Source organism: Luteibacter rhizovicinus DSM 16549 (genome assembly GCF_001887595.1).
In the GTDB taxonomy this organism is placed as follows: Bacteria; Pseudomonadota; Gammaproteobacteria; order Xanthomonadales; family Rhodanobacteraceae; genus Luteibacter; species Luteibacter rhizovicinus.
On sequence record NZ_CP017480.1, the window covers coordinates 289,297 to 313,191 of the forward strand.

Sequence of the window (23,895 nt, forward strand, 5' to 3'; positions counted from 1 at the left end):
CCCCCCGTACGGACCATCACCAGCAGCGCCCGTTGCTGTTCGCTGCGGTGTCGGTGGCTGCCGGCAGCTTCACACCCTGCGAATTGATACTCAGATCGCCACAGACGTCCTTGGCCTGGGAATTGCCAGCCACTCTCACCGCCGTGGCGGTGTAGTCCTTGGTGATGTCCGTCTTCGTGATCTTGACGGTGTAGTAGCCCTTCTCCGAGGTCGCACTGCCGAGCTTCAGGTCGCCGGTGACCGGATCGTCCCCGTACTTGTTGAACGTAGCGTAGTAACGCTCCTGCGCATTAGCTACGCGCATCAGCAGTTCCTGGCCATCGGCGCGACGCGCACGGTAGGCATAGCGACCGTACGAGGTGACCGCGATCATGGCGAGCACGCCCATCACCAGCACCACGATCATCAGCTCGAGCAGAGTAAAGCCGCGTGTCCGGCGGATGTTACTGATCATTGAGAATTCTCCAGGAACGGCGGCGCCAGATCGGCGAACCCACCGAGAATGCCGCACTGCTGCCGGTCACCGTTACGCCCGGCACGATCACGTTACCGCCACCCAGCCCCGTTGCCGCCGGCAAGCCACCTGTGGCTGGCGGATTGTCGACGCGCGAGCCCGCCACCGTGAAGGGCGAGTCAGCGCCGTAGGAGCCGCCGCTGACGCCGGCACCTGCTCCACCCGTCGACGAATCGACCACCATGATGGCGCCCGCGCGACCTGGGTTGCACGGATCGGGCGAGGTGGGAATCAGCGTCGTGATGATCGCGCGATTGGTGTTGAAAAGTGCCGTCGGCGTTACCACGACCTTCTCTCCGCCATTGACCCCATTGAGTATGAGGTCGAAGTACCAACCACCCGGCTTGGCGTCCGTCGGTGCCGGGTTGGTCGTGAGACCACGTACGCCCGTCGAGGTCTGATCCATGATCTGCTGGACGAGCTTGTCCTTCGTCCACGGCAGGCCGGTCTTGACGGTCTTCCCGAGGTCACGGATGCCGTAAACCGACTGAGTCGCGGCACCGGTCGACGTCCGATCGTCGTCGCCAAGGAACTTGCCCGTGCCGAACACGACCATGAAGTTCTGCGAGTTCGGATCCGGGAACAGACGCGGCATCACCGTGATCGGTTGCGTCCCCTCGGTACCGGCATCAGGCTTGTAGACCAGGTCGACCGTAGTCAGGTCATTCAGATTGAAGCGCCAGAGGTTGCCGACGAGATCGCCAGCGAAGGCGACATCGTCGATCTGATCGTTGTCATAGTCGCCAAGCACCGGCGAGGAAAGGCCATAGCTCGTGATGGTCTGATTGCCATAGCTGGCCGGTGTCTTGAGTTCCTTGATCAACGCGCCAGTCTGCGCATCCAGGATGAACAGCGAGCTGACCGTATTCGCAGCCGCAGGCGCTCCATACGCGGGATCCGTACTGTCCGTCGGGAAGTAGCCAGCAGGCACCAGAACGACCCACTTGCCATTCGAGAGACGGCCAATGTTCGGCTGCCCGAAGGTGTAGCCAAGGTTGGCGCCGTTCGTCGAGTCCGAATTGAATTCCCAGAGAACTTTCTTCGATGCTCCGGGCGCGTCGGTCACACCCGATTTGGTGACGTCGAGCGCATAGATGCCACGACCGCCGTAACGAAGACCGCCGACCAGGATGGTGTGCCAGCCAACGGCCGACTTGGCGTTCTGGCTGAAATAGACATCGCGGATGACCGGCGTGGAGTCAACCGTCGGGCGGTAGAGGAAGCCGTCCTTCTGCGAGAAGAACCAGAGCTTGCGATACACCGCATCCGGAACGTACGCCCAGAGCTCCCGACCGGCCGTGGTGGACTTTGCCGAGGGCTGGGCATCGAACGCATGCAACATACCGTCGTTCGCCGCTACATAGAGGGTCGGCATACGATTGAGGTTTGCTGCAACGAACGCCGAGTAGCTCTTGGTCGGGTCAGGAGTACTCCCGTTGTATGCCGCGGTTTCCGGCGACTGCGTATTCGGCGTGGCCGGGTTCGGCGGGAAGAAGTCGCGGTAGCCGCTGGACGGATACGCCACATACACCGGCTGAGCGTTGACCACGGCACCAAGCAGCTTGCCACGCGTGCGCAGGAGGCTACCCTCATCCGTCGTGCTGCCCCGGACCCAGTTCACACGGTTGACACCCTTGCTGTCGCTCACGTAGGTCGTAAGGCTGCCATCCTTGGAATCCATGATCTTCGCCTGGCTCGTGGTCAGGTTGGTGTAGAGGAATTCCACACCGTTGCCTTCCCCAGGGCCAGCACTGGTAACGATCACGCGGTCGGTTCGCTTTGCAAGAAACCCAGCGGCTTCCCAATCAGCCGTACCGCGGGCACCCGTCGCCGTCAGCGGGTACGCCGTCAGCGTGCCCGTCCAGTCGGCAGAGGAGAAGTTGGGCACATACGTCATCGCATTCGGGCCAAGCACGCCATCGCTCAACGCGGGGGATACCGCACTCGAGGAGGCAGAAATCACCGAGTTGATGATATTCACCAGACTGGTAACCAGGCTGGACGGATCGGACGCATTGAAGAATCCACCGCGGCTATTGATCGCTGCATGCCAGGTGTCATCCACGCCTTCGGGCGCGTTGTTCACCGGCCGTGGCCACGCCTTCGTTCCCGCCAGGAGTGCTGGATAGTCGTCCGGGTATTGCAGCGTACCGGCCACGCCGAGGGTGACGAAGAACTGCGACACGTGCTGCCACGTCGCGGGATCGTTCACCGGGTTCCAATACACCGTGTTGTTCGCACCCGGATCGGTCGGCTCGACCGGGGTGGACGCCGTCAGATCCTTCCAGTAAGGCTTCACGCCGTTGGCCAGGTCGGGCTGGAGGTCGGTGGACCAGTAGTACCAGGCAATGTTGGCCATGGACGAGGCGTAAATTGTCCCAGCGACATTGCCATAGATTTTCGAGAAGCTATCGGTCGGCGAATAGCTCCGATTATCCGGCAGCGTCTGCGCCGTCTGCGAATTGATGCCGTCCATCCCCACCGCTTTATTAGCGCCCGTCTTGGGCAAGGTGGGGTCGACAACCTTACTGCCTACGGTGTCATTCCAGTAGCCGTCTGTTACCAGCATATGGAAGTTCTTGCGACAGACGAGATCGGCGGAATCGGACGTCGTCAGTCCGTTCCAGTAGGGATCGAACGCCTTGACCGTCGCATCAGCTGATTTCGGCACCAGCGGCTGACGGAAGACCTCGCCTGCACGGATGGTGGCGCCACGCGATGGCGTACTGTTGCCACCTACGACCTGGAGCATCCACTTGTAGAAGCTGGCGCGGACCGCGGAATTGAGGTCACCAATATCCTGCAGGGCAGCGGCGCCGTTGAACTGTACGTCGTAGTTAGTGGGCGTCTTGCTTGTGCTGGTTGCATTCGCCATGTTCTGCCAGGCGATACGAACCGAGTTGCCGATCTTCGAGAACGCTTGTGACAACGCAGTACGCGTCATCATGTTACGCGTGCGGTAGTAAGCGAACCAGTTGGCAAAATTCTGATACTGCGACTTTGGAACCGACACGGCCTCCCAATTAGTGGCGAGGTATAGGGTACTGGTGTTCATCGACCCGTCGGAGTTGGTGATGTTCACACCCGTCTTCAGGCGCCAGTAGTAAGGACCACCTACCGGCTTCGCGCCCGTGTCCGGATCCTTCAGGCTGCCGTTGAACGGATTCGACGCATTCGTGCCGCAGACCCAGCGGTCGTCGGATTTAACCGTCTTCCCATCTGCCTTGTACGTATAAGTAGCAACGATGTTGCTGACTCGCGAGTCCAGATAGTTCCCTAAGCTGTTACGGTTCCCGAGCGGCAGTACCGCATCCAGAGTTTTAACCGCATTGTCTGGCCGATTGACGTCGATGCCGTTCAACCAGACCGCCTGCAATGTCGCATCCGCATTCGCAAACGGCGTGCCGTTTGCGTTCACAGCGGTCGCATATTTGATGTTCGGGTTGTAGTAAACGCCGTTCATCGTTTTTGACGCATTGTTCTTCGTGTCCGTGACGCGCGGATCGATGACGCCTGCGCAAAACCAGGGCTGACTCTGATCCCAGGCCTTCAACGGGGACGTGATGAAGGGCACATTGTCGCCCATGAAATCACTCTGCATGGAGCCAGAGTCATCGAAGGTCACGGCGATGTTCGGCGCAACCGACGTGGTCAGGTCAGGCGGTGTCGAGCCGAGGTTGGTCGCCGCGGCGGCGGCCTGGCCCGAGAATCCGCCGATCCCCGTGAGGACCATGGCGGCGGCGAGCGTTAGCAGTCGATGGGAAGCGCTCATGACGGAATCTCTCAGTTGGCCTTGGCCGCGAACGTCGTCTCGAGCACGCGAACGGTATTGTCGTTCGCGCCGGTCGAGCGCGCGGTGATGCGGTAAACGTGGCTGTCGACACTGGTGTTACCCGTGCCGGCCGCGGTCTGTCCGGACTCATGCTGGGAGCCCAGCCCCGGAGGCACTTCCACGCCAAGATCTTCGATCATGTAGACCGGATCCTGCGTCAGCTGGAAGGTCTTGTCGGCACTTGCCGTGGTCATCGTACCGGCCGAATAAGTCGTGCCGCCGGTTGGAACCCAGCCTGGCGAATTACGGAACGTATCGACCACGGTGTTCGGCGTGGCCGCATCGTAGATGTAGCAGTTGGGACCGGTCGATGTGCATGCCAGCGGCGTGTTGATACTCGCCGTCCATAGGCGCCATTCGGCACCGCGGGCAGCGGACTCCGCACCGAAATCCGCCATTTGCGAACTACGCAGGCCACCGACCAGGCGCAGCTGCATCAACGACGTTCCGGAAGCCGACATCGCAAGAATGGTGATCAAGAGCAGGAAGATCAGCGCCACGACGAGTACGACGCCGCGCTGGCCCTGGGGGCCATGCTGCAGCGGTCGGAAGTGGGAATGTTTCATGGTGTCTCCGTTACGCATGGCATCAGGGGTTGTAGTTGCGCAACATCACCAGCGAGGTGAGCTGGCGGCGCAGGCGCTGATCGGGGAAACCCTGGGCCGAGGGCTGGATCGCGAGCTTGGCCGTACTGGCTTCGGTCGGATAGACCGGCGAGGGTGTGCCGGTGGCGGTGTCGGGCGTATAGAGGAAGGCCGTCTCGGGCGTGGTGAGGTTTGCCATCGTCGCCTGGCTCGAAAGCAGAAGCGAAACCTCGATGCTCTTCACCGCGCGCCACAGGCAGCCCGGATCGGTCGTCGTGAGGTTGGTATTGGAGACCGTCGGCGGGCAGGTGATGGCACCGTCATTGCGCGAATCCACCTGGTCGGCGGTGAGAAACCGCACGCCGCCGGAGGTATCTTCCACACCGTAGCGGAAAGTCAGCCGCTCCACACCGCGTATCAGCTCCTGATCCGGAACGGAGACGGTGTCGCCATTAACGCGACGCATCAGCGCTCCGGTCTTCACGCCCGCCGGCGTGCCGTCGTCGGTCACCACCTGCACGTAGTACGTCACGTTCTGCATGTCGTGAACGAAGTCGTAGACACGCGGTGCGGACTGCGGTTGCAGGTTGAGCGGGGGGGAGAAGTTATTGCCCGGATCCGGCGTAATCGTGTTGCCGCTGACCGTCACCGCAAAGACCTGGGAGGTCGAGCAGTCGGCCACGAGCGCCATCGTACCCTTGAAGTCCGACACCGGCGGCTCACCAGCGGCTGGAGTGAGGTCGATCTCCTTCAGCGTACCGCCCGTGGTGTCGCCTACGGCGACACTGGTTCCGCCGAGGCGCCAACCACGCGACGAGTTCAGGTAACGAACCGTCAGTACGTCGGTGCCGATCACACGATTGCCAACCGCGGTGCCGGCTGTGTCCAGCGAACCACCCAGGAAGGCCACCGGAATCGGCGTGCAGTCGGACGTGCCGGTGCAGTTGTATCCACGCATGTACATGAAGGACGGCATGGCATACGGAGCGGTCGGGGCGGCGGGATACGTGTTCTTACCCGAGGTGGTGGCCCACTTCGTGGTGTTTTCATACAGCGCCGGAAGATCGAGGAAGTTCTTGGCGAAGATCTTTGGCGTACGCAGGCCATCGAGGGCGACGTTTGAAGCAGAGGTCGTCGCGATGCCACCGGTATTGTTGCAGTACGTGCCGCCGGCCATGGCCAGGTCATCGTTGAGACGGCCAATGGCGAAGCGACCGTCTTCCTGCATGCGGGCCAGCTGTGTCTGCACGCGATTGCTGTTCGAGGTCGACAGGAAAATCGTGATGATGCCGCCCGCGACGAGAATGCCCAGCAGCATGGCAATCATCAACTCGACGAGGGTGACGCCGCGCGCAGCCCGGCGAAAAAGGGAACGCGTGATCATGGCTCGAACACCCAGGTGAAGGACTGAAGGTTGGCGGTGTCCGTGTTGTCATCGGTGCCACCGCTGGTACCCCGTTCGCCCCAGGTAATGATCATGGTGCAGGTGCCGCCATAAGGCGGCCGCAAGCCGATCTGCCCGGTGGGGTTGTAGGTGGTGCCGGTCGCCGGGGTGCAGGCGATGGTCGTCTTGCCCAGGCCAGGCAGGAAGGTTTGAAGCTGGGTTCCCCAGAGGATCTTGTCGCGAAGAGCGACATCCTTGGGGACGCAGGCATTCGTGGTGTCGCACTGAGGCATCGTACCCGTGACTGGGAAGGTCGCCGTGTAATCGCCCTCCCACAGACCATAGGGATTGGCCCGCATCCGGTCGGCCATGCTGTTGGCCAGGAAGGTTGCCTGGGTGCGGACAAAGGCCGCCTGGTTGGATCGGGTCGAAACGATGAGCAGTCCGGCCAGCCCGATGAGGCCGATGCTGAAGATCAGCACCGCCATCAGGACCTCGATCAGCGACACGCCGCGCACGGCGCGACGGAATTGCATGTGTGCCACGAAGGCTTCCCCTTACTGTTCCCTACCTTCAGGCTAGCAACCCGGGTGCGTCAATCAAGCGTCCGACGACGAGCGGTAGGCGAAATCCGACGAGCGGGGCGGTCTGTGGACGGGCGCACATTTCCCTTCGGGCCGGGCTTGCGCGGCGCCCGGCGCGGTCTCATGCTTCAGCCGCCGCCAGCTTCTCCAAGGGGAACTCCATGCATTCCGTTCGCGCACTTTTGATTGCAGCCTGCTTGCTCGCTCCCGTCGCTTCGGCTTCCGCCGCGAACCTTCCAAACATGACCCTGGGCGAAGCCGGCCATGCCGACGTCATCGGCCAGTTCGTCTGTGGCATGCCGGGCTTCAGGATCGACGCTTTTCGCAAACAGGTGAATCTACTCGTACCCGGCGGCACGGGAAACGCATCTTATATAGCGGGCCAACAGACCGGCCGCGACGAGATCCAGAAGCTGCGCGATAACAATGACGATCTCATCGAACTTGGCCAGAGCAGCTGCCCGGAAATCGAGGCCCTCATGAACGGTGTCATGAGGACCACGCCGTAGGCGTGAGCCACACCGGCCTGCCTGACGACGCGACTACGGCCGACACCACACCGTAGCCTCGGGATAACAAAGCGGTCACGACCGCACGGCGACAATGCACGGGCCACGAAGGAGTGTTCCGTGCTCGCGCAATATGTCTTTACCTCGACCGACGGTCTTTTCCGCATCGTCAATCACGGCCACCGCTGGCGCGCCTTGTGCGGCGACAGCGAAGTGGGCCGTTTCGATTCCCCGGAAGGTGCCGTGGCCAGCCTGCGTGAAACTTATGCCGGTTCGCGGCTGCCCCGTCGCCTGAGCGACTGGCGCTTCCTCCCCGCCGCCGCCCTCGGTCATCTGGCTCCGCCCAGTGCTGCCGCGCTCGCTCGTCTCGCAGCCGCCTGATCGTCGGCCCTCATCGTCGCTCGAGGAGCTTGTCCACGCTGTCTCTCGCGTGCTTCAGCAGGTTGGCGAGATGCTCGCAGTCCTCGAGATGGCCTTCCGCGTCGATCTCGCCCACGGTGAGGACCTCCACATCGTTGCGTAGCAGCGTATATCCGCTGGCGCTGCAAAGGATGTCATAGCCCCGGTAGTGCTCGACCGGGGGGTGCCGTACAGGTGTGTGCATATGCGTTCCCGCAGGTCAAAGCGCCATGGACCGCCAGTGGCCATGGTCGTCTTCCACCCGTAGTTCGACCGATACGCCCTCGCCGCTACGTGCCCGCGCCTGGCGCAGTGCATAGCTCAAGGCGTCTTTCTCGTGACGGAAACGCAGCGGCTTGTCGGAGTCGACGCGCACCGCCCATTCCGCCCCGGTCTCGGGCGGCTGGACGACGTAGATGCGCACGTACCGCTCGCTCATGGTGATGTCCGCGGAGGGCTCCGCCCTATGTCTCACCCCTAACATGAAGATCGCGTGTGTATGCCGGGGGGCACCTGGGAGCGTCGTACTCAGGGGTGACGCCGCCACTCCCGTGCGAGCATCGCGAAGATCACGTCGTCCACCCACTCACCACGAAAGAAATAACTTTCCACGTGATGGGCTTCTTGCCGAAAACCCAGCGACCGCAGCAGGGCCATGCTGGACACGTTGCGCGGGTCCACCGAGCCCACGGCCCGGCGGTACGCCCATTCGCCGAAGGCCAGGTCGAGCAGGGCCGCCATGACCTCACGGGCGAAACCCTGGCCCTGCCGCTCCGGCCGCAGGGAGAGCCCGAATTCGATCGGCTCGTCGGTGCTGGCGGGAAAATGCACGCCAACGTCGCCAAGCAGCTCCCCGGTAGCCTTGTCGCGAATAGCCAGCTGGCACCAGCTGTCCGCTGTGCCGAAGGCGAGTCGCGCCTGGTCCGCGATGAAGGCCCCGGCCGCCGCGATATCGGCAGGCTTCCAGCCCTGGTAGCGGGCGACGGCGTCATCGCCGCGGTAAGCAAAAAGAGCTGGTGCGTCGGCCGCGACCAGGCGATCCAGCCGCAGCCGCGCGGTGACGATGGCGATGTCCTGGGTACCGTCCACGATGGGTTCCTCACGGGTTTTCAGCGGACGGTAGCATTTCTTTACGCAGGCGTTACCCGAAAAGCGCCCGGACGGCGCAGCGTTTTTACGCATGGTGATTCGATACTGCACTCCCGACCTGTTGGAGCAGCGAACGATGTCGATCGTCGTGATCACCGGCCCGCGTCACGACGCGGTACACGCCAACCTGGCGGATGACGCGATGTGGCGACTGTGGGAACGTGCACAAGCCGCCGGCATCGACCTGCTGTGGCGGCCTTGCCAGGATTTCGTCGAACTGACCGGCTACCTCGACCGCTCCACGGGTGACCACGCGGAACTCGTGTTGCTCGATGTCGACGCCAATGACGTGCCACCGGAAGACATCGCCCCGCTGCGCGACGCCCTCGCCCACCTGCGCGTGCCCTATATCGAGATTCATGACGGCAGCGACGAAGCGGATGCGTCGGCGCTCGTGCCTGGCCATCCCTCACTGGTCAGCGTGGTGGTGCCTGGCAATGCCGGCGCGGGCTACAACATGGCGTTGTCCATCGGACTGCGCTACCTCGCCGAGGATGCCCGACTCGCCGCCTGATCCACCGCGAATCTCAGGCACAAAAAAACCCGCACCGGCGGGTTTTTTTGTGCCTCCGGGACCGCTCGACGGCAGTCCGGGAAGAATGGTGGTGCCGAAAATAGGAATCGAACCTACGACCTCATCATTACGAATGACGCGCTCTACCAACTGAGCTATTTCGGCGAGAACGGGGATTTTAGGGAAGCTTGGTGCGGGGCGCAAGTCTAACCTGCAAGGCGGAGCTCTTTAGGCAGGGCAAACGTGATGTTTTCGGCCTCGCCATCGAGTTCGCGGACCGTACCGGCACCCCACGACTGCAGACGCGCGATGACCTCCTGAACCAGCTTCTCCGGCGCCGAGGCGCCCGCGGTCACGCCGATGCGCGTCATGCCGTCCAGCCAGCTGCGCTCGATATGCTCCGCACCATCGATCAGGAACGAGGTGACGCCCTGCTTCTCCGCCAGCTCCTTGAGCCGGTTCGAGTTCGAACTGTTCACCGAACCGACGACCAGCACGAGATCGACCGCGTCCGCGAGGCGCCGCACGGCATCCTGGCGATTCTGCGTGGCGTAGCAGATGTCGTCCTTGCGCGGACCTTCGATGGCAGCGAACTTCGCGCGCAGCGCACCGATGATGGCGATCGTGTCATCGACCGACAACGTGGTCTGGGTGACGAAGGCCAGCTTCTCCGGCTGCGACGGCGTCAGCGACGCCACGTCGTCCACCGACTCGACCAGGTAGATGGTGCCGCTGTTGGCGGGGTTCCACTGCCCCATCGTGCCTTCGACTTCCGGATGGCCGGCATGGCCGATCAGGACAACGTCGTGGCCGGCCCGCCCAAGGCGCGCGACTTCCATGTGCACCTTGGTCACCAGCGGGCACGTGGCATCGAACACATTGAGACGACGACGGTCGGCCTCCTCGCGTACGGCCTTGGGCACGCCATGGGCGCTGAAGATCACCGTGGAGCCGTCCGGCACTTCGTCCAGTTCCTCGACGAACACGGCGCCATCGGCACGCAGGCGCTCGACGACGAAACGGTTGTGCACGACTTCATGGCGCACGTAGATCGGCGCGCCGTACGACTCGAGCGCGCGCTCCACGATGGCGATCGCGCGATCGACACCGGCGCAGAAACCGCGGGGATTGGCGAGCAGGATGTCCAAGGGGGACCTCGAATGAGCGGTGGCGCCTGGGGGCGCCGGGACTCACGGATTATCGCATGGCTGTCTGACGGGCGCTTTCGCCAGACCCAATCGCCGCTGAAGCGGCTCCCACAAGGGCCCGGCAGATATGTGGGAGCCGCTTCAGCGGCGAAAAGCCCACGAAGCGAAGAAGCAGCTACCCAACGATCAGGGGGAAGCCGGCTTCCCATGCCCGGTGAAAAGGCTGAACAAAATCATCGAAACCGCCCCCACGCTGATCGCCGAGTCCGCCACGTTGAACACCGGAAACGGATAGCTACCCAGGAACACCTGGATGAAATCCGTCACCTTGGCCGCGTGCAGCCGGTCGATGACATTGCCCAGCGCGCCACCCACGATCAGGGCCAGGGGCGCCGCCGTGCGCCAGTCGGCACGCGGCGTACGCGACAACCAGACGCTCAGGGTCGTGCTGATCACCACGGCCAGCACCACGAAGAACCAGCGCTGCCAGCCCGCGCTATCGGCGAGAAAGCTGAACGCGGCGCCGGTGTTGAAGGTGAGCGTCCAGTTGAGGATGCCCGGAATCACCGGATGCGGCGTCTCCGCTGGCTGCAGCGCAGTCAGCGCCCACCACTTGGTGAGTTGGTCGAGACCGATCATGGCGGCAGCAAGCCAGAGCCAGGAAAGCGCGTTGGGTTTGGGGCGTACGGTCATTCAGACAGGCCATGTCGAAGCGGAGCGGCCGCGCCGCCATGTGGCGGCGCGGATGGATAGGGTCGGACCGGTTCCTCAGAACCAGCAGCGATCTTCGCCCTGCCCTGTCACGTTCTCGACGCAGCGCCCGCAGATCTCGGGATGCGCCGGATCCACGCCGACATCCGGGCGATGGTGCCAGCAACGGATGCACTTCACCGCGTCGCTCACATCGGCCGAAACGTAGACCTCGGCACCCTCCAGCTCCACGCGTTCGGCGGAGGCCGGACGGCCCTCCAGCGGCGCGAGGGTGACGTCGGACGTGATGAAGAAGAACCGTAGCTCGCTCGCCGATTCGGCCAGCGCCGCCTGGGTGGCGGTGTCTGCATGAATCGTCAGCGTGGCGTCGAGCGAGGCGCCGATCTGCCCACCCTTGCGCATGCCTTCGAGCACCTGCGAGGCCGATGCGCGAATAGCCAGCAGGGTCGACCACCAACCACGGGCATCGCCGTCTTCGCGCACGTCGAGGCCGTCGTACCAGGTGTCGAACAGCACGGACTCGCTGCGCGACCCGGGCATGCTCGCCCAGATTTCCTCGGCGGTGAAGGTGACGATCGGTGCAAGCCAGCGGACCATCGCTTCGAGAATGCGATACATCGCACTCTGTGCACTGCGACGACCGCGGCTATCGGTCGGCATCGTGTACAGGCGATCCTTGGTGATGTCGAGGTACAGCGCACCGAGTTCGTTCGTGCAGAAATTCTGCACGCGCTGGACGATTTCCGGGAAGTCGTAACGCTCGTACGCGGCGACGATCGCCGTCTGCGTGTCGGCGGCCTGCTGCACAGCCCAGCGATCCAGGTCGAGGCAGCCCGCCGTCGGCAGCAGGTGCTTGTCCGGATCGAAGCCGTCGAGGTTGCCGAGCAGGAAGCGCGCCGTGTTGCGCACGCGGCGATACGTGTCCGCCACGCGCTTGAGGATCTCGTCCGACAAGGACATTTCGTTACGGTAGTCGGTCGAGCAGATCCACAGGCGCAGGATGTCCGCGCCGAGGGTCTTCATGATGTCCTGCGGCTCGATGCCGTTGCCCATGGACTTGGACATCTTGCGGCCTTGCGCGTCCACGGTGAAACCGTGGGTGAGCACATGGTCGTAAGGTGCACGGCCGTTGATCGCTGCCGAGGTGAGCAGCGACGACTGGAACCAGCCGCGATGCTGATCGGAGCCTTCCAGGTACATCACCTTGTATTCGCTGGCGTCACCGGCCTGCAGCTCCGGACGCGCACCGACCACCGCGAAGTGGCTGACACCCGAATCGAACCACACGTCGAGAACGTCGGTGACCTTCTCGTACTTGTCGGCGTCGTCGCCAAGCAGCTCGCGAGCATCCAGCGAGAACCAGACATCGATGCCTTCGCGGGCGACACGCTGCGCCACTTTCTCCAGCAGCTCGACGCTGTCCGGATGCGGCTCATGCGTGTTCTTGTCGACGAACAGCGCGATCGGCACGCCCCACGTGCGCTGGCGCGAGATGCACCAGTCGGGACGACCATCGACCATGCCGGCTATACGCTCTTCGCCCCAACCCGGGACCCAGCGCACAGACTTGATCGAGGTGAGCGCGGTGCGGCGCAGGTCCGCCTGCTCCATGCCAATGAACCACTGCGGCGTGGCACGGAAGATCACGGGCGTCTTGTGGCGCCAGCAGTGCGGATAGCTGTGCGTCAGTTTGGCGAAAGCCAGCAGCACACCGCGATCGCGAAGCAGGTCGACGATGGCGTCGTTCGCCTTCCAGATATGCATGCCGGCGAAGGACACGTCGCCTGCGAGCGGCAGGTCGCTGCGGTACACGCCGCGGCCATCCACGTAGTTGAGCGTGCCGATGCCGTAGTGCTGGCTGACCACGAAGTCTTCCGCACCGTGGTCGGGCGAGGTGTGCACCGCGCCGGTACCGTCTTCGTCGGACACATGCTCGCCCAGGATGACCGGGACCTGCTTGTCGTAAAACGGATGACGCAGCGGCTGGTTCTCGAGCACCGCGCCCTGCACGCGACCGAGCACGTTGACGGTGTCGACGCCGTAGCGCGCAAGCGCTTTCTCCGCCAGCGCCGAGGCGACGACGAGCAGCAGCGGCTTGCCGTCACGTGACGGACCTTCGACGAGCGAGTACTCGATCTCGCCACCGAGTGACACGGCCTGGCTGGACGGCAGCGTCCACGGCGTGGTCGTCCAGATCGGCACGGCGATCATGGCATCGCCGGCGGCGATACCGAACAGCGCACCGAAGGACACCGGATCCACCGCGTCGTAGGCGACATCGACGGCCGGCGAGGTCTTGTCGGCGTACTCGATCTCGGCCTCGGCCAATGCCGAACCGCAGTCGAAGCACCAGTAGACCGGCTTCGCGCCACGCACGACATGACCGTTCTCCACGATGCGCGCAAGCGCGCGGATCATGTCGGCTTCGTACGTGAAATCGAGCGTGCGATACGGCTTTTCCCAGTCGCCCAGGACGCCGAGGCGCTTGAAGTCCACGCGCTGCAGGTCGATCTGCGCCATCGCGTATTCGCGGCACTTCTGCCGGAAGGCGGCGGCGTCGAGCTTGTCGCCCGCCTTGCCGAACTTCTTCTCGATCGCGATTTCGATGGGCAGGCCATGGCAGTCCCAACCGGGCACGTACGGCGCACGATAGCCCGCCATCAGCTTCGACTTGACGACGACGTCCTTGAGCACCTTGTTCACGGCGTGCCCGAGGTGAATCGCACCATTCGCATACGGCGGGCCGTCGTGCAGCACGAACACCTTGTCGCGATCGGCCGCCTTTTCCTGGATCTGCGCGTAGCGATTCACGCGCTCCCAGTTGGCCAGCCAGCCGGGCTCGCGCTTGGGCAGGTCGCCACGCATCGGGAAGGCCGTCTGCGGCAGGTTGATCGTGTTCTTGTAATCCTGGGTCATCGCTGTCAACCGTGGGTTTCTGAGGCAAGGATGGGGTTCATCCCAAGCGCTTGCCGGGCGGCGATCTCGTCCTGGCGCATCTGCGCGGTCAGGGCGTCGAGGCCGTCGAATTTCGCTTCGTCACGCAGTTTCCGTACGAACTCCACGCCGATGCGCTGGCCGTAGAGATCGCCGGAGAAATCGAACAGGTGCGCCTCGAGCAGGGGCTCACGCACCTCGTTCACCGTCGGCCGGAAACCGAGGCTCGCTACACCGGGCCAGCTGCAGGGACCGTCGCCGACGCCGATGCGTACAGCGAAAATGCCCTGCACGGGACTGACCCGTTCACTGAGATGGATATTCGCGGTCGGATATCCAAGGGTGCGGCCCAGCTGCTGCCCGTGCTCGACGTGTCCGTCGATCACGAATGGGCGCCCGAGCAAGCGGGCGGCCTCGGCGAAACGACTCTCGCCGAGCAAGGTGCGTACTTTGGACGACGACACACGCTCGCCGTCGACGATCACCGGCGGCACGGCATGGGCCGTAAAACCGAGCTCGGCGCCCATGCTCTGCAGCAGTGCGAAATCGCCGCCCCGGCGGTGGCCGAAGCGAAAATCCTCGCCGACCCAGACTTCCCGGGCGGCCAGCCGCCCGACGATCACGCGGCGGACAAAGTCCTCCGCGGACATGGCGGTCAGCGCCTCGTCGAAACGCAGCGAAAGCAACTCGCGAATCCCGGCCGCACCCATGCCTTCGGCCTTCTCACGCACCCCGGACAGACGCGGCACCGGCTCTTTCGAGAAAAAAGCGCGCGGTAGCGGCTCGAAGGTAATGACAGCAGGTACGAGGCCCCGCGCTTCGGCACGGCGACGCACCTCGTCGAGGATGGTCTGGTGGCCGAGGTGCAGGCCATCGAAAGCACCGATCGCGACGATGCTGCCCTCGGGTGCCAGGCAGGGGCCATCGACGTCGCGATGAAGTCGCAGCGTCATGCGTGGGCGTCCTGGAAGCGATGCGGAATAAAAGCCATCGGGCCAGTATAGCGGCCCCATTGCGCCGCACAATGCGACACGCCAGGGCCTCGTCGGCGGCTCAGCGGGTGCGCAGGTCGCGCGGGCGGAAGCCCATCGCGAACAAGGCCGCGACGTAGGCACCGCCGCCGGCAATGACCAGCGCGGCGAGGCGCCAGACCCGCTCCCATTTCTCCACATCGGTCCACTCCGGCCAGAGGGCCAGTCCGGCCAGGAGCACGGCGATCATCGCCGCGCAGGCCACACCCAGGCGAAGCAGGTGGCGTGCCCAGCCGGGCTGGCGCTCGTAGACGCCGGCCTTGCCCAGCCAGCGCCACAGCAGGGCCAGGTTGAGGTAACTCGCCAGCGCACTGGCCATGCCCAGGGCCATGTGCAGGCCCGGAATGACGGAAATCGCGGCGAACCAGGAACCGGCCTTCTGCGCCGGCGTGGCCCACAGGAAGAACAGCAGGGCGAGGAATGCCACGTTGAACACCATGTTGGCGACCAGCGAGGCAACGCCCGCGCGCACCGGTGTCCGGGTGTCCTTGCGGGCGTAGAACGCCGGCAGCACCACCTTGACCAGGGCGAAGGCCGGCAAGCCGAAGCTCAGCGCCGAAATCGACAACGAGGCCATGCGTGTATCGAAGGCGGTGAAGCGCCCGTGCTGGAAGATCGTCGCCACCAGCGGGACGGACAGGATCATCAGGGCGAACATCGCCGGCACCGCGATCAGCAAGGTCGTGCGCAGGCCCCAGTCCAGCGCTCGCGAGAATGCTTCCTTGTCCGCACCCACGTGATGACGCGACAGCGATGGCAGGATCACCGTGCCCAGGGCGACGCCGAACACGCCCAGCGGCAGCTCGAGGAAGCGATCGGCCTGGGACAGCCAGCTCTGCGAGCCTGCCACCAGCAGCGACGCGATCACCGTATCCAGCAGGAGGTTGATCTGCGCCACGGAGGAGCCGAACAGGGTCGGCACCATCAGCCGCATGATCCGGCGCACGTCGGGCGAACTCCAACCCCAGCGCGGCATGGCGAGCAGGTCCAGCCGGCGCAACGTCGGCAGCTGGAAGGCCAGCTGCAGGATGCCGGCGAGCAGGATCGCCCAGCCCATGGCCATGATCGGCGTATGCAGCCGCGGCGCCAGCCAAAGCGCGCCACCGATCATGCACAGGTTGAGGATCACCGGCGTCAGCGCCGGCAGGCCGAACTTGTGGAAGCTATTGAGGGCGCCGCCACACAGGGCCGTCAGCGAGACGAACAGCAGGAAAGGGAACGTCAGGCGCAGCAGGTTGACGGTGAGTTCGAATTTATCGTGCGACTCGACCGCGCCCGGAGAGAACAGCGCCGTCACCTGCGGCGCAAAGATCACGCCCAGGGCCACTACGACCAGGAGCACGCCACCAAGCGTGCCTGCCGTACGCGACATGAGCTGCTTCAGGTCGTCATGCGGACGGGTTTCCTTGACCTCGGTGAACACCGGCACGAAGGCCGTCGAGAAGGAGCCCTCGGCAAAGAGCCGGCGCATGAAGTTGGGAATTCGGAACGCCACCCAGAACGCATCGGTAGCCGCATTGGCGCCGAACGAGGCATTGATCGCCATGTCGCGGACCAGGCCGAGTACACGGGAGACCATGGTCATGCCACTGAAGGACAGCACGCCGCGAAGAAGGCTGGGGGTTTTCATCCGTGTCCGGGTGATCGCAAACCCCTAGTTTGACAGCGGCGGGCAGGCGGAGGACAGTCTGCGGTCTGGTATTTACCGGGCACGGTGCCCGGCCCGCCCTCCAGACCCGCCCACGCGGGCTCTAAGCTATTGACGCGACCCGTCTTTGGCCTCAAAATGGGCGTCTTTCTTAAAACCAACAGAACTCTGGAGCTTCACCTTGGCCAACATCAAGTCCGCGAAGAAGCGTGCGCGTCAGTCGGAGCAGCGCCGTCTGCGCAACGTCAGCGCGCGTTCCATGGTGCGTTCCGCACTGAAGAAGGTCGTCAAGGCGATCGACGCCAAGGATAAGGCTGGCGCAGTCACGGCTTACGCCGTCGCCGTGCCGGTGATGGACCGCTACGCTGCACGCGGCCTCATCCACAAGAACAAGGCTGCCCGTCACAAGAGCCGCCTGAACGCGAAGATCCGCGACCTGGCGTAATTGCCTGCGCGACATCGCAGTTCGCAAAAAAGCCGGCGCAAGCCGGCTTTTTTGTTGCGTGGATTCCGGTGGCTTGGCTAGGCGAGGGTGGCCTGGCTCGGTAAGAGCCGATTCATCGGCGATGCCCTCCTTCAAGGAGGCCGACGCAAGCAACCTTGGAGGAGCGCTGCTGCGCAGCGCGGTAATTTACTATTCGCCGATGAATCGGCTCCTACATTTACCTATTCGCGCATACGCACGTCGTCGGCCAGTTCCTTGTTTTCGCGCTGCTTCTCGCGCTCTTCGTCGAAGAACTGCTGCACCTTGAGGCAGACGTCCCAGGTACCGATCTCGCCAGCGGCGGAGACGAGGAACCAGGGGCCCTTCCACTCGAGACGGGCGACGATATCGTCAGCGACGCGCTTGAGCTCGGCCTCGTCGGAGAAGACGTCGGACTTGTTGATCACCAGCCAGCGAGGGCGCTCGACCAGCTCGGCGTCGAACTCGGCCAGTTCTTTCTCGATGGTACGAACCTGCTCGACCGGATCCGAGCCGTCGATCGGCTGGATATCGACCACGTGCAGCAACAAGCTGGTGCGCGAGACATGGCGAAGGAACTGGATGCCCAGGCCCGCGCCCTCGGCAGCGCCCTCGATGATCCCAGGGATATCCGCGATGACGAAGCTCTGGTCGTAGCCGATGCGGACGACACCCAGGTTCGGGTGCAGGGTCGTGAACGGGTAATCCGCCACGCGCGGCGTCGCCGCCGACACGGCGCGAATGAACGTGCTCTTGCCCGCATTGGGGAAGCCCAGCAGGCCGACATCCGCGAGCAGACGCATCTCGAGCTTGATGTCACGGACTTCGCCCGGCGTGCCCGGCGTGAACTTACGCGGCGCACGGTTCACCGAGCTCTTGAAATGGATATTGCCGAGGCCACCGCGGCCGCCCTGCGCCACCTTGAGGCGCTGGCCGTGCGCCGTGAGATCACCGATCACCTCATCGGTATCGACGTTGATCACGATGGTGCCGACCGGTACACGGACTTCAGAATCCTCACCGCCCTTGCCGTACATCTGGCTACCCATGCCGCCCTGCCCACGCTCTGCCTTGAAGGCGCGCATGTGACGGAAGTCGACGAGCGTGTTGAGGCCTTCGTCGGCCACGAGCCAGACCGAACCGCCATTGCCGCCGTCACCACCATCGGGACCACCGAAGGGAATGAATTTTTCTCGACGGAAGCTGACGCAGCCGTTGCCGCCGGTACCGGCCGTGACCCTGATCTGTGCTTCGTCGACGAATTTCATGGGAAGGGAACCTGGGTGAAGAAGTGATACTGCTTTACAAACGAAAAGCCCCGCCGTGGGCGGGGCCTTCGTCATCGCGTCGAAACAGGCTTACGCCGTGACGACGTCGACAAACTTGCGACCCTTGTCGCCACGGACCTTGAAGGCAACCGTGCCGTCGATCAGGGCGAACAGGGTGTGGTCGCGGCCGAGGCCGACGCCCACGCCAGCATGGAACTTGGTACCACGCTGACGAACGATGATGTTGCCGGCTTCAACAGCCTGGCCGCCATAGATCTTCACACCGAGATACTTCGGGTTCGAATCGCGACCGTTGCGGCTGGAACCTACGCCTTTTTTATGTGCCATGACTCATATCCTCCGCAGATCAGGCGTTGATGCCAGTGATCTGGATTTCGGTGTAATGCTGACGATGTCCCTGCGTACGCTTGTAGTGCTTACGACGACGGAACTTGACGATGCGGATCTTATCGGCGCGACCGTGGGCGCGAACCGTCGCGCTGACGGTGGCACCGGCGACCAGAGGGGCGCCAATGGTGACCGACTCGCCTTCGCCTACCAGGAGGACCTGGTCGAACTGGACGGTGGAATCGACTTCGGCGGTGAGCAGTTCGACGCGCAGGATTTCGCCTGCCATCACACGATACTGCTTGCCACCGGTCTTGATGACTGCGTAGCTCATGGTTGTTTCCTGTTGCTGATTATGTAGTTCTTTTTAGGGTCGTACGGGTGTTGCGAACTGCGAATTATAGCCAAGGGGAAAAGGCAAGGTCAATCAGATGGTTAAGTAAAAGCCGAGCTGACCTTACGGATTATCTCGCCGCCCCCATATATGCATAATAATCAATAAGTTAGAAGCATACACTTTCTGTGGGAGCCGCTTCAGCGGCGATGCCAGCCCACCTCGGGCTGGCCCGCTGCCGCGGCATCGCCGCTGAAGCGGCTCCCACAAGGGCTGGCGTTATTTCTTTTTGGAAGGCACGGGTGCGGGTGCCGGCGCGGGTGTGGCACCCGCCGGTTTCGCGGCGGTGCCGGTGGCGGGGCACTGGCCCTGTGGATTCAGGGTGCCCTGGCTCTGCAGCTGGGAAATCATCTGCTGGCCACGCTCCTGGCCCCAGGCCTTACCGATCTGCATGCCTTCGGCCATGGTCGCCGGCATCTGGGTGATCACCTTCTGGCCCAGCGGCGAGCGGTAGAACTTGAGCAGGCCGTCGATATCCTCGGCGGTGAAATGCTTCTGATAGACCGGCACCATGCGGCCGATCAGCTGGTTGGTCGCATTGGCGTCGACGAAGCCCTGCCAATAGCTGGCCGGCACGCAGGGCAGCGCGTTCTGCATCACGCCCGCCATCTGGCTGTTCATCTGGCTGAGCATGCGGCCCATGCCTACGGCGTCCATCAACTGGCGCACCTGCTGTTCGCTGGGCTGCGCCGCGAGCGCCTGGCCCGTACAACCCGCCAGCACGAGGCCGACGGCGATCCCTGTCCACTTACGCATGTGTCACGTTCCTCTTTGGGATGGATGGCACACCCCTCCCCGGGGTAGCGGCCATGGTAGCCGCGTCCGGGGCGGCCGGGTACGCCTTGACGGCCGGCTACCGATCCCGCAAATCACCTGTGCTGAACCGTCACAAGTCGATGGGGAATGAAGGCGGAAAACCCTTGGTATAGTCGGGGGCTTCCCCCACATTGTCGGCACATGGACAGCATTCGCATCCGCGGCGCCCGCACGCACAATCTCAAGAATATCGACCTCGACCTGCCCCGCGATCGCCTGATCGTGATCACGGGGCTGTCCGGATCCGGTAAATCCTCGCTGGCTTTCGACACGATCTATGCCGAAGGCCAGCGTCGCTATGTCGAGTCATTGTCCGCCTACGCGCGGCAATTCCTCTCGATCATGGAAAAGCCGGACGTGGACACGATCGAAGGCCTCTCGCCGGCCATCTCGATCGAGCAGAAGTCGACTTCCCACAACCCTCGCTCCACCGTCGGCACGATCACCGAGGTGTACGACTACCTGCGCCTGCTCTACGCGCGAGTCGGTACACCGCGGTGCCCGACCCACGGCATCGCGCTCGAGGCACAGACCGTCAGCCAGATGGTCGACAGCGCGATGGCGCTCGACGCCGACAAGCGCTGGATGCTTCTCGCGCCGGTGATCCGCGAGCGCAAGGGCGAACACGTGCAGGTCTTCGACCAACTGCGCGCCCAGGGCTTCGTCCGCGCCCGCGTGGACGGTGAGGTCTACGATCTCGACGCCGTGCCGCCGTTGACCCTGCGCCAGAAGCACACGATCGAAGCCGTGATCGACCGCTTCCGTCCACGTGACGACATCAAGCAGCGCCTGGCCGAATCTTTCGAGACCGCCCTGCGGCTTGGCGAAGGCATCGTCACCCTGGTCGACATGGACGATGCGAAGGCGCCGGAGCAACTGTTCTCCTCGCGTTTCTCCTGCCCGATGTGCGACTACTCGCTGCCGGAACTCGAGCCGCGCCTGTTCTCGTTCAATTCCCCGGTCGGCGCCTGCCCGACCTGCGACGGCCTGGGCGTGACCCAGGTCTTCGATCCCTCGCGCGTGGTCGGCCATCCCGAGCTCAGCCTTGCCGGCGGCGCCATTCGTGGTTGGGACCGTCGCAATGCGCATTATTTCCAGCTGATCATCTCGCTGGCCAAGTACTACGGCTTCGACCCGGAAACCCCGTGGCGCGAGCTGGCCAAACCGATGCAGAACGCCGTCCTCAACGGTTCGGGCAAGGACGTCATCCCGTTCCGCTACATCACCGATCGGGGCGGCAAGGTTACCCGCGAGCATAAGTTCGAGGGCATCCTGCCCAACCTCGAGCGCCGCTACCGTGAGACCGAGTCCGCCGCCGTTCGCGAAGAACTCTCGCGCTACATCGCGGACCACCCCTGCCCGGATTGCGGCGGCCAGCGCCTGAACCCGTCGGCGCGCAACGTTTTCGTCGCCGACCGCGCGATTCCCGAGCTGACCTCGCTCGCGATCGACAACGCGCTCGGCTTCTTCGAAAACCTGAAGCTACCCGGTTGGCGCGGCGAGATCGCCGTCAAGATCGTCAAGGAAATCCGCGAGCGCCTGACCTTCCTCAACGATGTCGGCCTCAACTACCTCACGCTCGATCGCCAGGCAGACTCCCTGTCCGGCGGTGAAGCCCAGCGCATCCGCCTGGCCAGCCAGATCGGCGCCGGCCTCGTGGGCGTGATGTACGTGCTGGACGAGCCCTCGATCGGACTGCACCAGCGCGACAACGAACGCCTGCTCGGCACCCTCACCCGTCTGCGCGACCTCGGCAATACGGTGATCGTGGTCGAGCATGACGAAGATGCGATCCGCGCGGCGGACCACATCCTCGACATCGGCCCCGGTGCCGGCGTGCATGGCGGCGAGATCGTGGGCGAAGGTTCGCTCGAAGACATCCTCGCGTCACCGCGTTCGGTGACCGCGAAGTACCTGACCGGCGAGCGCGGTATCCGCGTGCCGAAAAAGCGCCGCCAGCCGCGCGACGACAAGTGGATCGAACTCAAGGGCGCCACGGGCAACAACCTCAAGGATGTCGACGTTCGCATTCCGGTCGGCACCTTTACCTGCGTCACCGGCGTGTCCGGCTCCGGTAAATCCACCCTGATCAACGACACCTTCTATCGCCTTGCCGCGATGGAACTCAACGGCGCGGGCGAGCAGCCGGCGCCGTACGAGTCGATCGAGGGCCTCGAGCTGTTCGACAAGGTGGTCGACATCGACCAGTCGCCGATCGGCCGCACGCCGCGCTCGAACCCGGCCACTTACACGGGCCTGTTCACGCCGCTGCGCGAGCTGTACGCGCAGGTGCCGGAGTCGCGCCAGCGCGGTTACTCCGCCGGCCGCTTCAGCTTCAACGTACGCGGTGGCCGCTGCGAGGCCTGCGAAGGCGACGGCATGATCAAGGTGGAGATGCACTTCCTGCCGGACGTGTATGTCCCTTGCGATGTCTGCCACGGCAAGCGCTACAACCGCGAGACGCTCGAAGTCCTCTACAAGGGTCACACCATCGCCGACGTGCTCGACATGACGGTGGAAGATGCGTTCAAGCTGTTCGAGCCAGTGCCGGTCATCGCGCGCAAGCTGGAAACGCTTCGCGCCGTGGGCCTGGATTACATCAAGCTCGGCCAGAGCGCGACCACCTTGTCCGGTGGTGAAGCGCAACGCGTGAAGCTGTCGAAGGAGCTGTCCAAGCGCGACACGGGCAGCACGCTCTACATTCTCGACGAGCCGACGACGGGCCTGCATTTCCACGACATCGAGCAGCTGCTCGACGTACTGCACAAGCTGGTCGAGCACGGCAATACCGTGGTCGTCATCGAGCACAACCTCGACGTCATCAAGACCGCCGACTGGCTGATCGATCTCGGCCCCGAGGGTGGTTCCGGTGGTGGACGCATCCTGGTCAGCGGCACGCCGGAAACGGTGGCTGCAACGAAGGAATCGCACACCGGCCGCTTCCTGAAGTCACACCTGACGCCGGTCGCCACGCCTGCGGCGAAGGGCGTGACCAAAACGGCAGCGAAGGCCGCCGTGACGAAGCCCGTTGCCAGGCAGGCCGCCGTCAAACCGGTCTCGGCCAAACCGGCGACCCCGAAAACGCCTGCCAAAACCGCGGCACCGGCAAGCAAGGCCGCGCCCGTCAAATCCACCGCGAAGACGGCTTCGGCCGCGAAGAAGAAACGAACCGCATGAGCACCGACGCTTCGAACAAGCCCCTCCCGCTGTTCATCACGCCGATGGACGTCCGTTGGCAGGACATGGATGCCTATAACCACGTCAACAACGCCAACTACCTGGTCTACCTGCAGGAAGCACGCCTGAAGTGGCTGCAGGCCCTGCCCGGCGACTGGTACAGCGACGAAGGCGCGCCGGTGATGGCGCACAGCGAGATCAACTACCGCCTGCCGATCGAGTGGCCGGCCGACATCCAGATCGAGCTCTTCGCCAACCGCATGGGTAACAGTTCGATGACCGTCGGTCACCGCATCGTGGATTCCAACGACGCGACGAAGATCCACGCCGATGGCAGCGTCACCATGGTCTGGATCAATACGAAGACCGGCCGGCCCGTGCCCCTGCCGCAGGTCATTCGCGACGCGGTCGCCGACGCACAGAACGACTGAGCTTTTTCTTATGGCCCCCAGGCCGTTGTTGTAGGAGCCGAATGCATCGGCGATTGG

At 63.8% G+C, this 23,895-nt stretch carries 23 protein-coding genes and 1 tRNA gene; 6 read left to right on the plus strand and 18 right to left on the minus strand.

What is annotated here, in order from left to right; genetic code table 11:
• Nucleotides 1–16: 16 nt before the first annotated feature.
• The 5 genes from BJI69_RS01390 to pilV are packed head-to-tail and all read right to left on the minus strand — an operon-like array spanning nucleotide 17 to nucleotide 6,850.
• Nucleotides 17–454 carry a type IV pilin protein gene (locus tag BJI69_RS01390; RefSeq protein WP_046969382.1) on the minus strand — a complete coding sequence of 146 codons (438 nt, stop codon included), beginning with the start codon at nucleotides 452–454 and terminating at the stop codon, nucleotides 17–19.
• Complete coding sequence (locus BJI69_RS01395; RefSeq protein ID WP_046969381.1) at nucleotides 444–4,286, minus strand: pilus assembly protein; 3,843 nt, start codon at nucleotides 4,284–4,286, stop codon at nucleotides 444–446. Before BJI69_RS01395 ends, BJI69_RS01390 begins: the two co-directional genes overlap by 11 nt.
• Nucleotides 4,287–4,297: 11 nt before the next feature.
• Nucleotides 4,298–4,912, minus strand: coding sequence for a pilus assembly PilX family protein (locus BJI69_RS01400; RefSeq protein ID WP_046969380.1), 615 nt, complete (start codon nucleotides 4,910–4,912; stop codon nucleotides 4,298–4,300).
• Between the two features lie 22 nt (nucleotides 4,913–4,934).
• Entirely contained in the window at nucleotides 4,935–6,314 is a 1,380-nt protein-coding gene (locus tag BJI69_RS01405; protein WP_046969379.1) for a PilW family protein, read from the minus strand.
• Complete coding sequence (gene pilV / locus BJI69_RS01410) at nucleotides 6,311–6,850, minus strand: type IV pilus modification protein PilV (RefSeq protein WP_052767373.1); 540 nt, start codon at nucleotides 6,848–6,850, stop codon at nucleotides 6,311–6,313. Before pilV ends, BJI69_RS01405 begins: the two co-directional genes overlap by 4 nt.
• 290 nt (nucleotides 6,851–7,140) lie before the next feature.
• Between pilV and BJI69_RS01415 the strand changes: the two genes are divergently transcribed.
• Nucleotides 7,141–7,407 (plus strand): hypothetical protein, encoded by a 267-nt coding sequence (locus tag BJI69_RS01415; RefSeq protein ID WP_046978786.1) that lies wholly within the window; start codon nucleotides 7,141–7,143, stop codon nucleotides 7,405–7,407.
• Nucleotides 7,408–7,527: 120 nt separating this feature from the next.
• Nucleotides 7,528–7,788, plus strand: coding sequence for a hypothetical protein (locus BJI69_RS01420; protein WP_046969377.1), 261 nt, complete (start codon nucleotides 7,528–7,530; stop codon nucleotides 7,786–7,788).
• Between the two features lie 10 nt (nucleotides 7,789–7,798).
• On the opposite strand, the gene BJI69_RS01425 is transcribed toward BJI69_RS01420, so the two are convergent.
• The 3 genes from BJI69_RS01425 to BJI69_RS01435 form a co-directional block, all read right to left on the minus strand.
• Nucleotides 7,799–8,011: a hypothetical protein gene (locus BJI69_RS01425; RefSeq protein ID WP_046969376.1), complete on the minus strand. Its 213-nt coding sequence runs from the start codon at nucleotides 8,009–8,011 to the stop codon at nucleotides 7,799–7,801.
• 15 nt (nucleotides 8,012–8,026) lie between these two features.
• Nucleotides 8,027–8,245 carry a DUF2188 domain-containing protein gene (locus BJI69_RS01430; protein WP_046969375.1) on the minus strand — a complete coding sequence of 73 codons (219 nt, stop codon included), beginning with the start codon at nucleotides 8,243–8,245 and terminating at the stop codon, nucleotides 8,027–8,029.
• Nucleotides 8,246–8,334: 89 nt separating this feature from the next.
• Nucleotides 8,335–8,988 carry a GNAT family N-acetyltransferase gene (locus tag BJI69_RS01435; protein WP_244465338.1) on the minus strand — a complete coding sequence of 218 codons (654 nt, stop codon included), beginning with the start codon at nucleotides 8,986–8,988 and terminating at the stop codon, nucleotides 8,335–8,337.
• Between the two features lie 43 nt (nucleotides 8,989–9,031).
• Here BJI69_RS01435 and BJI69_RS01440 point away from each other — a divergent pair, with 43 nt between their 5' ends.
• Entirely contained in the window at nucleotides 9,032–9,469 is a 438-nt protein-coding gene (locus BJI69_RS01440) for a hypothetical protein (RefSeq protein WP_046969374.1), read from the plus strand.
• A gap of 89 nt (nucleotides 9,470–9,558) precedes the next feature.
• On the opposite strand, the gene BJI69_RS01445 is transcribed toward BJI69_RS01440, so the two are convergent.
• The 6 genes from BJI69_RS01445 to murJ all read right to left on the minus strand — a co-directional run bounded on the left by BJI69_RS01445 (nucleotide 9,559) and on the right by murJ (nucleotide 16,923).
• Nucleotides 9,559–9,634 (minus strand) — tRNA-Thr (locus BJI69_RS01445).
• A 41-nt stretch (nucleotides 9,635–9,675) separates the two neighbouring features.
• Complete coding sequence (ispH, locus tag BJI69_RS01450) at nucleotides 9,676–10,617, minus strand: 4-hydroxy-3-methylbut-2-enyl diphosphate reductase (protein ID WP_046969373.1); 942 nt, start codon at nucleotides 10,615–10,617, stop codon at nucleotides 9,676–9,678.
• Nucleotides 10,618–10,803: 186 nt separating this feature from the next.
• Complete coding sequence (gene lspA, locus BJI69_RS01455; RefSeq protein ID WP_046969372.1) at nucleotides 10,804–11,310, minus strand: signal peptidase II; 507 nt, start codon at nucleotides 11,308–11,310, stop codon at nucleotides 10,804–10,806.
• A 75-nt stretch (nucleotides 11,311–11,385) separates the two neighbouring features.
• Nucleotides 11,386–14,244 carry an isoleucine--tRNA ligase gene (ileS, locus tag BJI69_RS01460; RefSeq protein WP_046969371.1) on the minus strand — a complete coding sequence of 953 codons (2,859 nt, stop codon included), beginning with the start codon at nucleotides 14,242–14,244 and terminating at the stop codon, nucleotides 11,386–11,388.
• A 5-nt stretch (nucleotides 14,245–14,249) separates the two neighbouring features.
• Nucleotides 14,250–15,215: a bifunctional riboflavin kinase/FAD synthetase gene (locus BJI69_RS01465; RefSeq protein ID WP_046969370.1), complete on the minus strand. Its 966-nt coding sequence runs from the start codon at nucleotides 15,213–15,215 to the stop codon at nucleotides 14,250–14,252.
• 100 nt (nucleotides 15,216–15,315) lie between these two features.
• The gene (gene murJ, locus BJI69_RS01470) at nucleotides 15,316–16,923 is read right to left on the minus strand and encodes a murein biosynthesis integral membrane protein MurJ (protein WP_046969369.1); all 1,608 of its coding nucleotides are present in this window, start codon (nucleotides 16,921–16,923) and stop codon (nucleotides 15,316–15,318) included.
• A 199-nt stretch (nucleotides 16,924–17,122) separates the two neighbouring features.
• Between murJ and rpsT the strand changes: the two genes are divergently transcribed.
• The gene (rpsT, locus tag BJI69_RS01475; protein ID WP_046969368.1) at nucleotides 17,123–17,386 is read left to right on the plus strand and encodes a 30S ribosomal protein S20; all 264 of its coding nucleotides are present in this window, start codon (nucleotides 17,123–17,125) and stop codon (nucleotides 17,384–17,386) included.
• Between the two features lie 221 nt (nucleotides 17,387–17,607).
• Here the strand turns inward: rpsT and cgtA are convergent, their stop codons facing one another.
• The 4 genes from cgtA to BJI69_RS01495 form a co-directional block, all read right to left on the minus strand.
• Nucleotides 17,608–18,672, minus strand: a complete 1,065-nt coding sequence (gene cgtA / locus BJI69_RS01480) for an Obg family GTPase CgtA (RefSeq protein ID WP_071924844.1) — start codon at nucleotides 18,670–18,672, stop codon at nucleotides 17,608–17,610.
• 90 nt (nucleotides 18,673–18,762) lie between these two features.
• On the minus strand, nucleotides 18,763–19,020 hold the full coding sequence (gene rpmA / locus BJI69_RS01485) for a 50S ribosomal protein L27 (protein ID WP_071924845.1): 258 nt from the start codon (nucleotides 19,018–19,020) through the stop codon (nucleotides 18,763–18,765).
• A 19-nt stretch (nucleotides 19,021–19,039) separates the two neighbouring features.
• Nucleotides 19,040–19,354 carry a 50S ribosomal protein L21 gene (rplU, locus tag BJI69_RS01490; RefSeq protein ID WP_071924846.1) on the minus strand — a complete coding sequence of 105 codons (315 nt, stop codon included), beginning with the start codon at nucleotides 19,352–19,354 and terminating at the stop codon, nucleotides 19,040–19,042.
• A 279-nt stretch (nucleotides 19,355–19,633) separates the two neighbouring features.
• Complete coding sequence (locus BJI69_RS01495) at nucleotides 19,634–20,170, minus strand: DUF2059 domain-containing protein (protein WP_071924847.1); 537 nt, start codon at nucleotides 20,168–20,170, stop codon at nucleotides 19,634–19,636.
• Nucleotides 20,171–20,371: 201 nt separating this feature from the next.
• On the opposite strand from BJI69_RS01495, the gene uvrA reads away from it, so the two are divergent.
• Together uvrA and BJI69_RS01505 are read left to right on the plus strand one after the other, a co-directional pair.
• Nucleotides 20,372–23,407, plus strand: a complete 3,036-nt coding sequence (gene uvrA / locus BJI69_RS01500) for an excinuclease ABC subunit UvrA (protein WP_078022965.1) — start codon at nucleotides 20,372–20,374, stop codon at nucleotides 23,405–23,407.
• Nucleotides 23,404–23,838: an acyl-CoA thioesterase gene (locus BJI69_RS01505; RefSeq protein WP_046967272.1), complete on the plus strand. Its 435-nt coding sequence runs from the start codon at nucleotides 23,404–23,406 to the stop codon at nucleotides 23,836–23,838. Before uvrA ends, BJI69_RS01505 begins: the two co-directional genes overlap by 4 nt.
• Nucleotides 23,839–23,895: the final 57 nt, after the last annotated feature.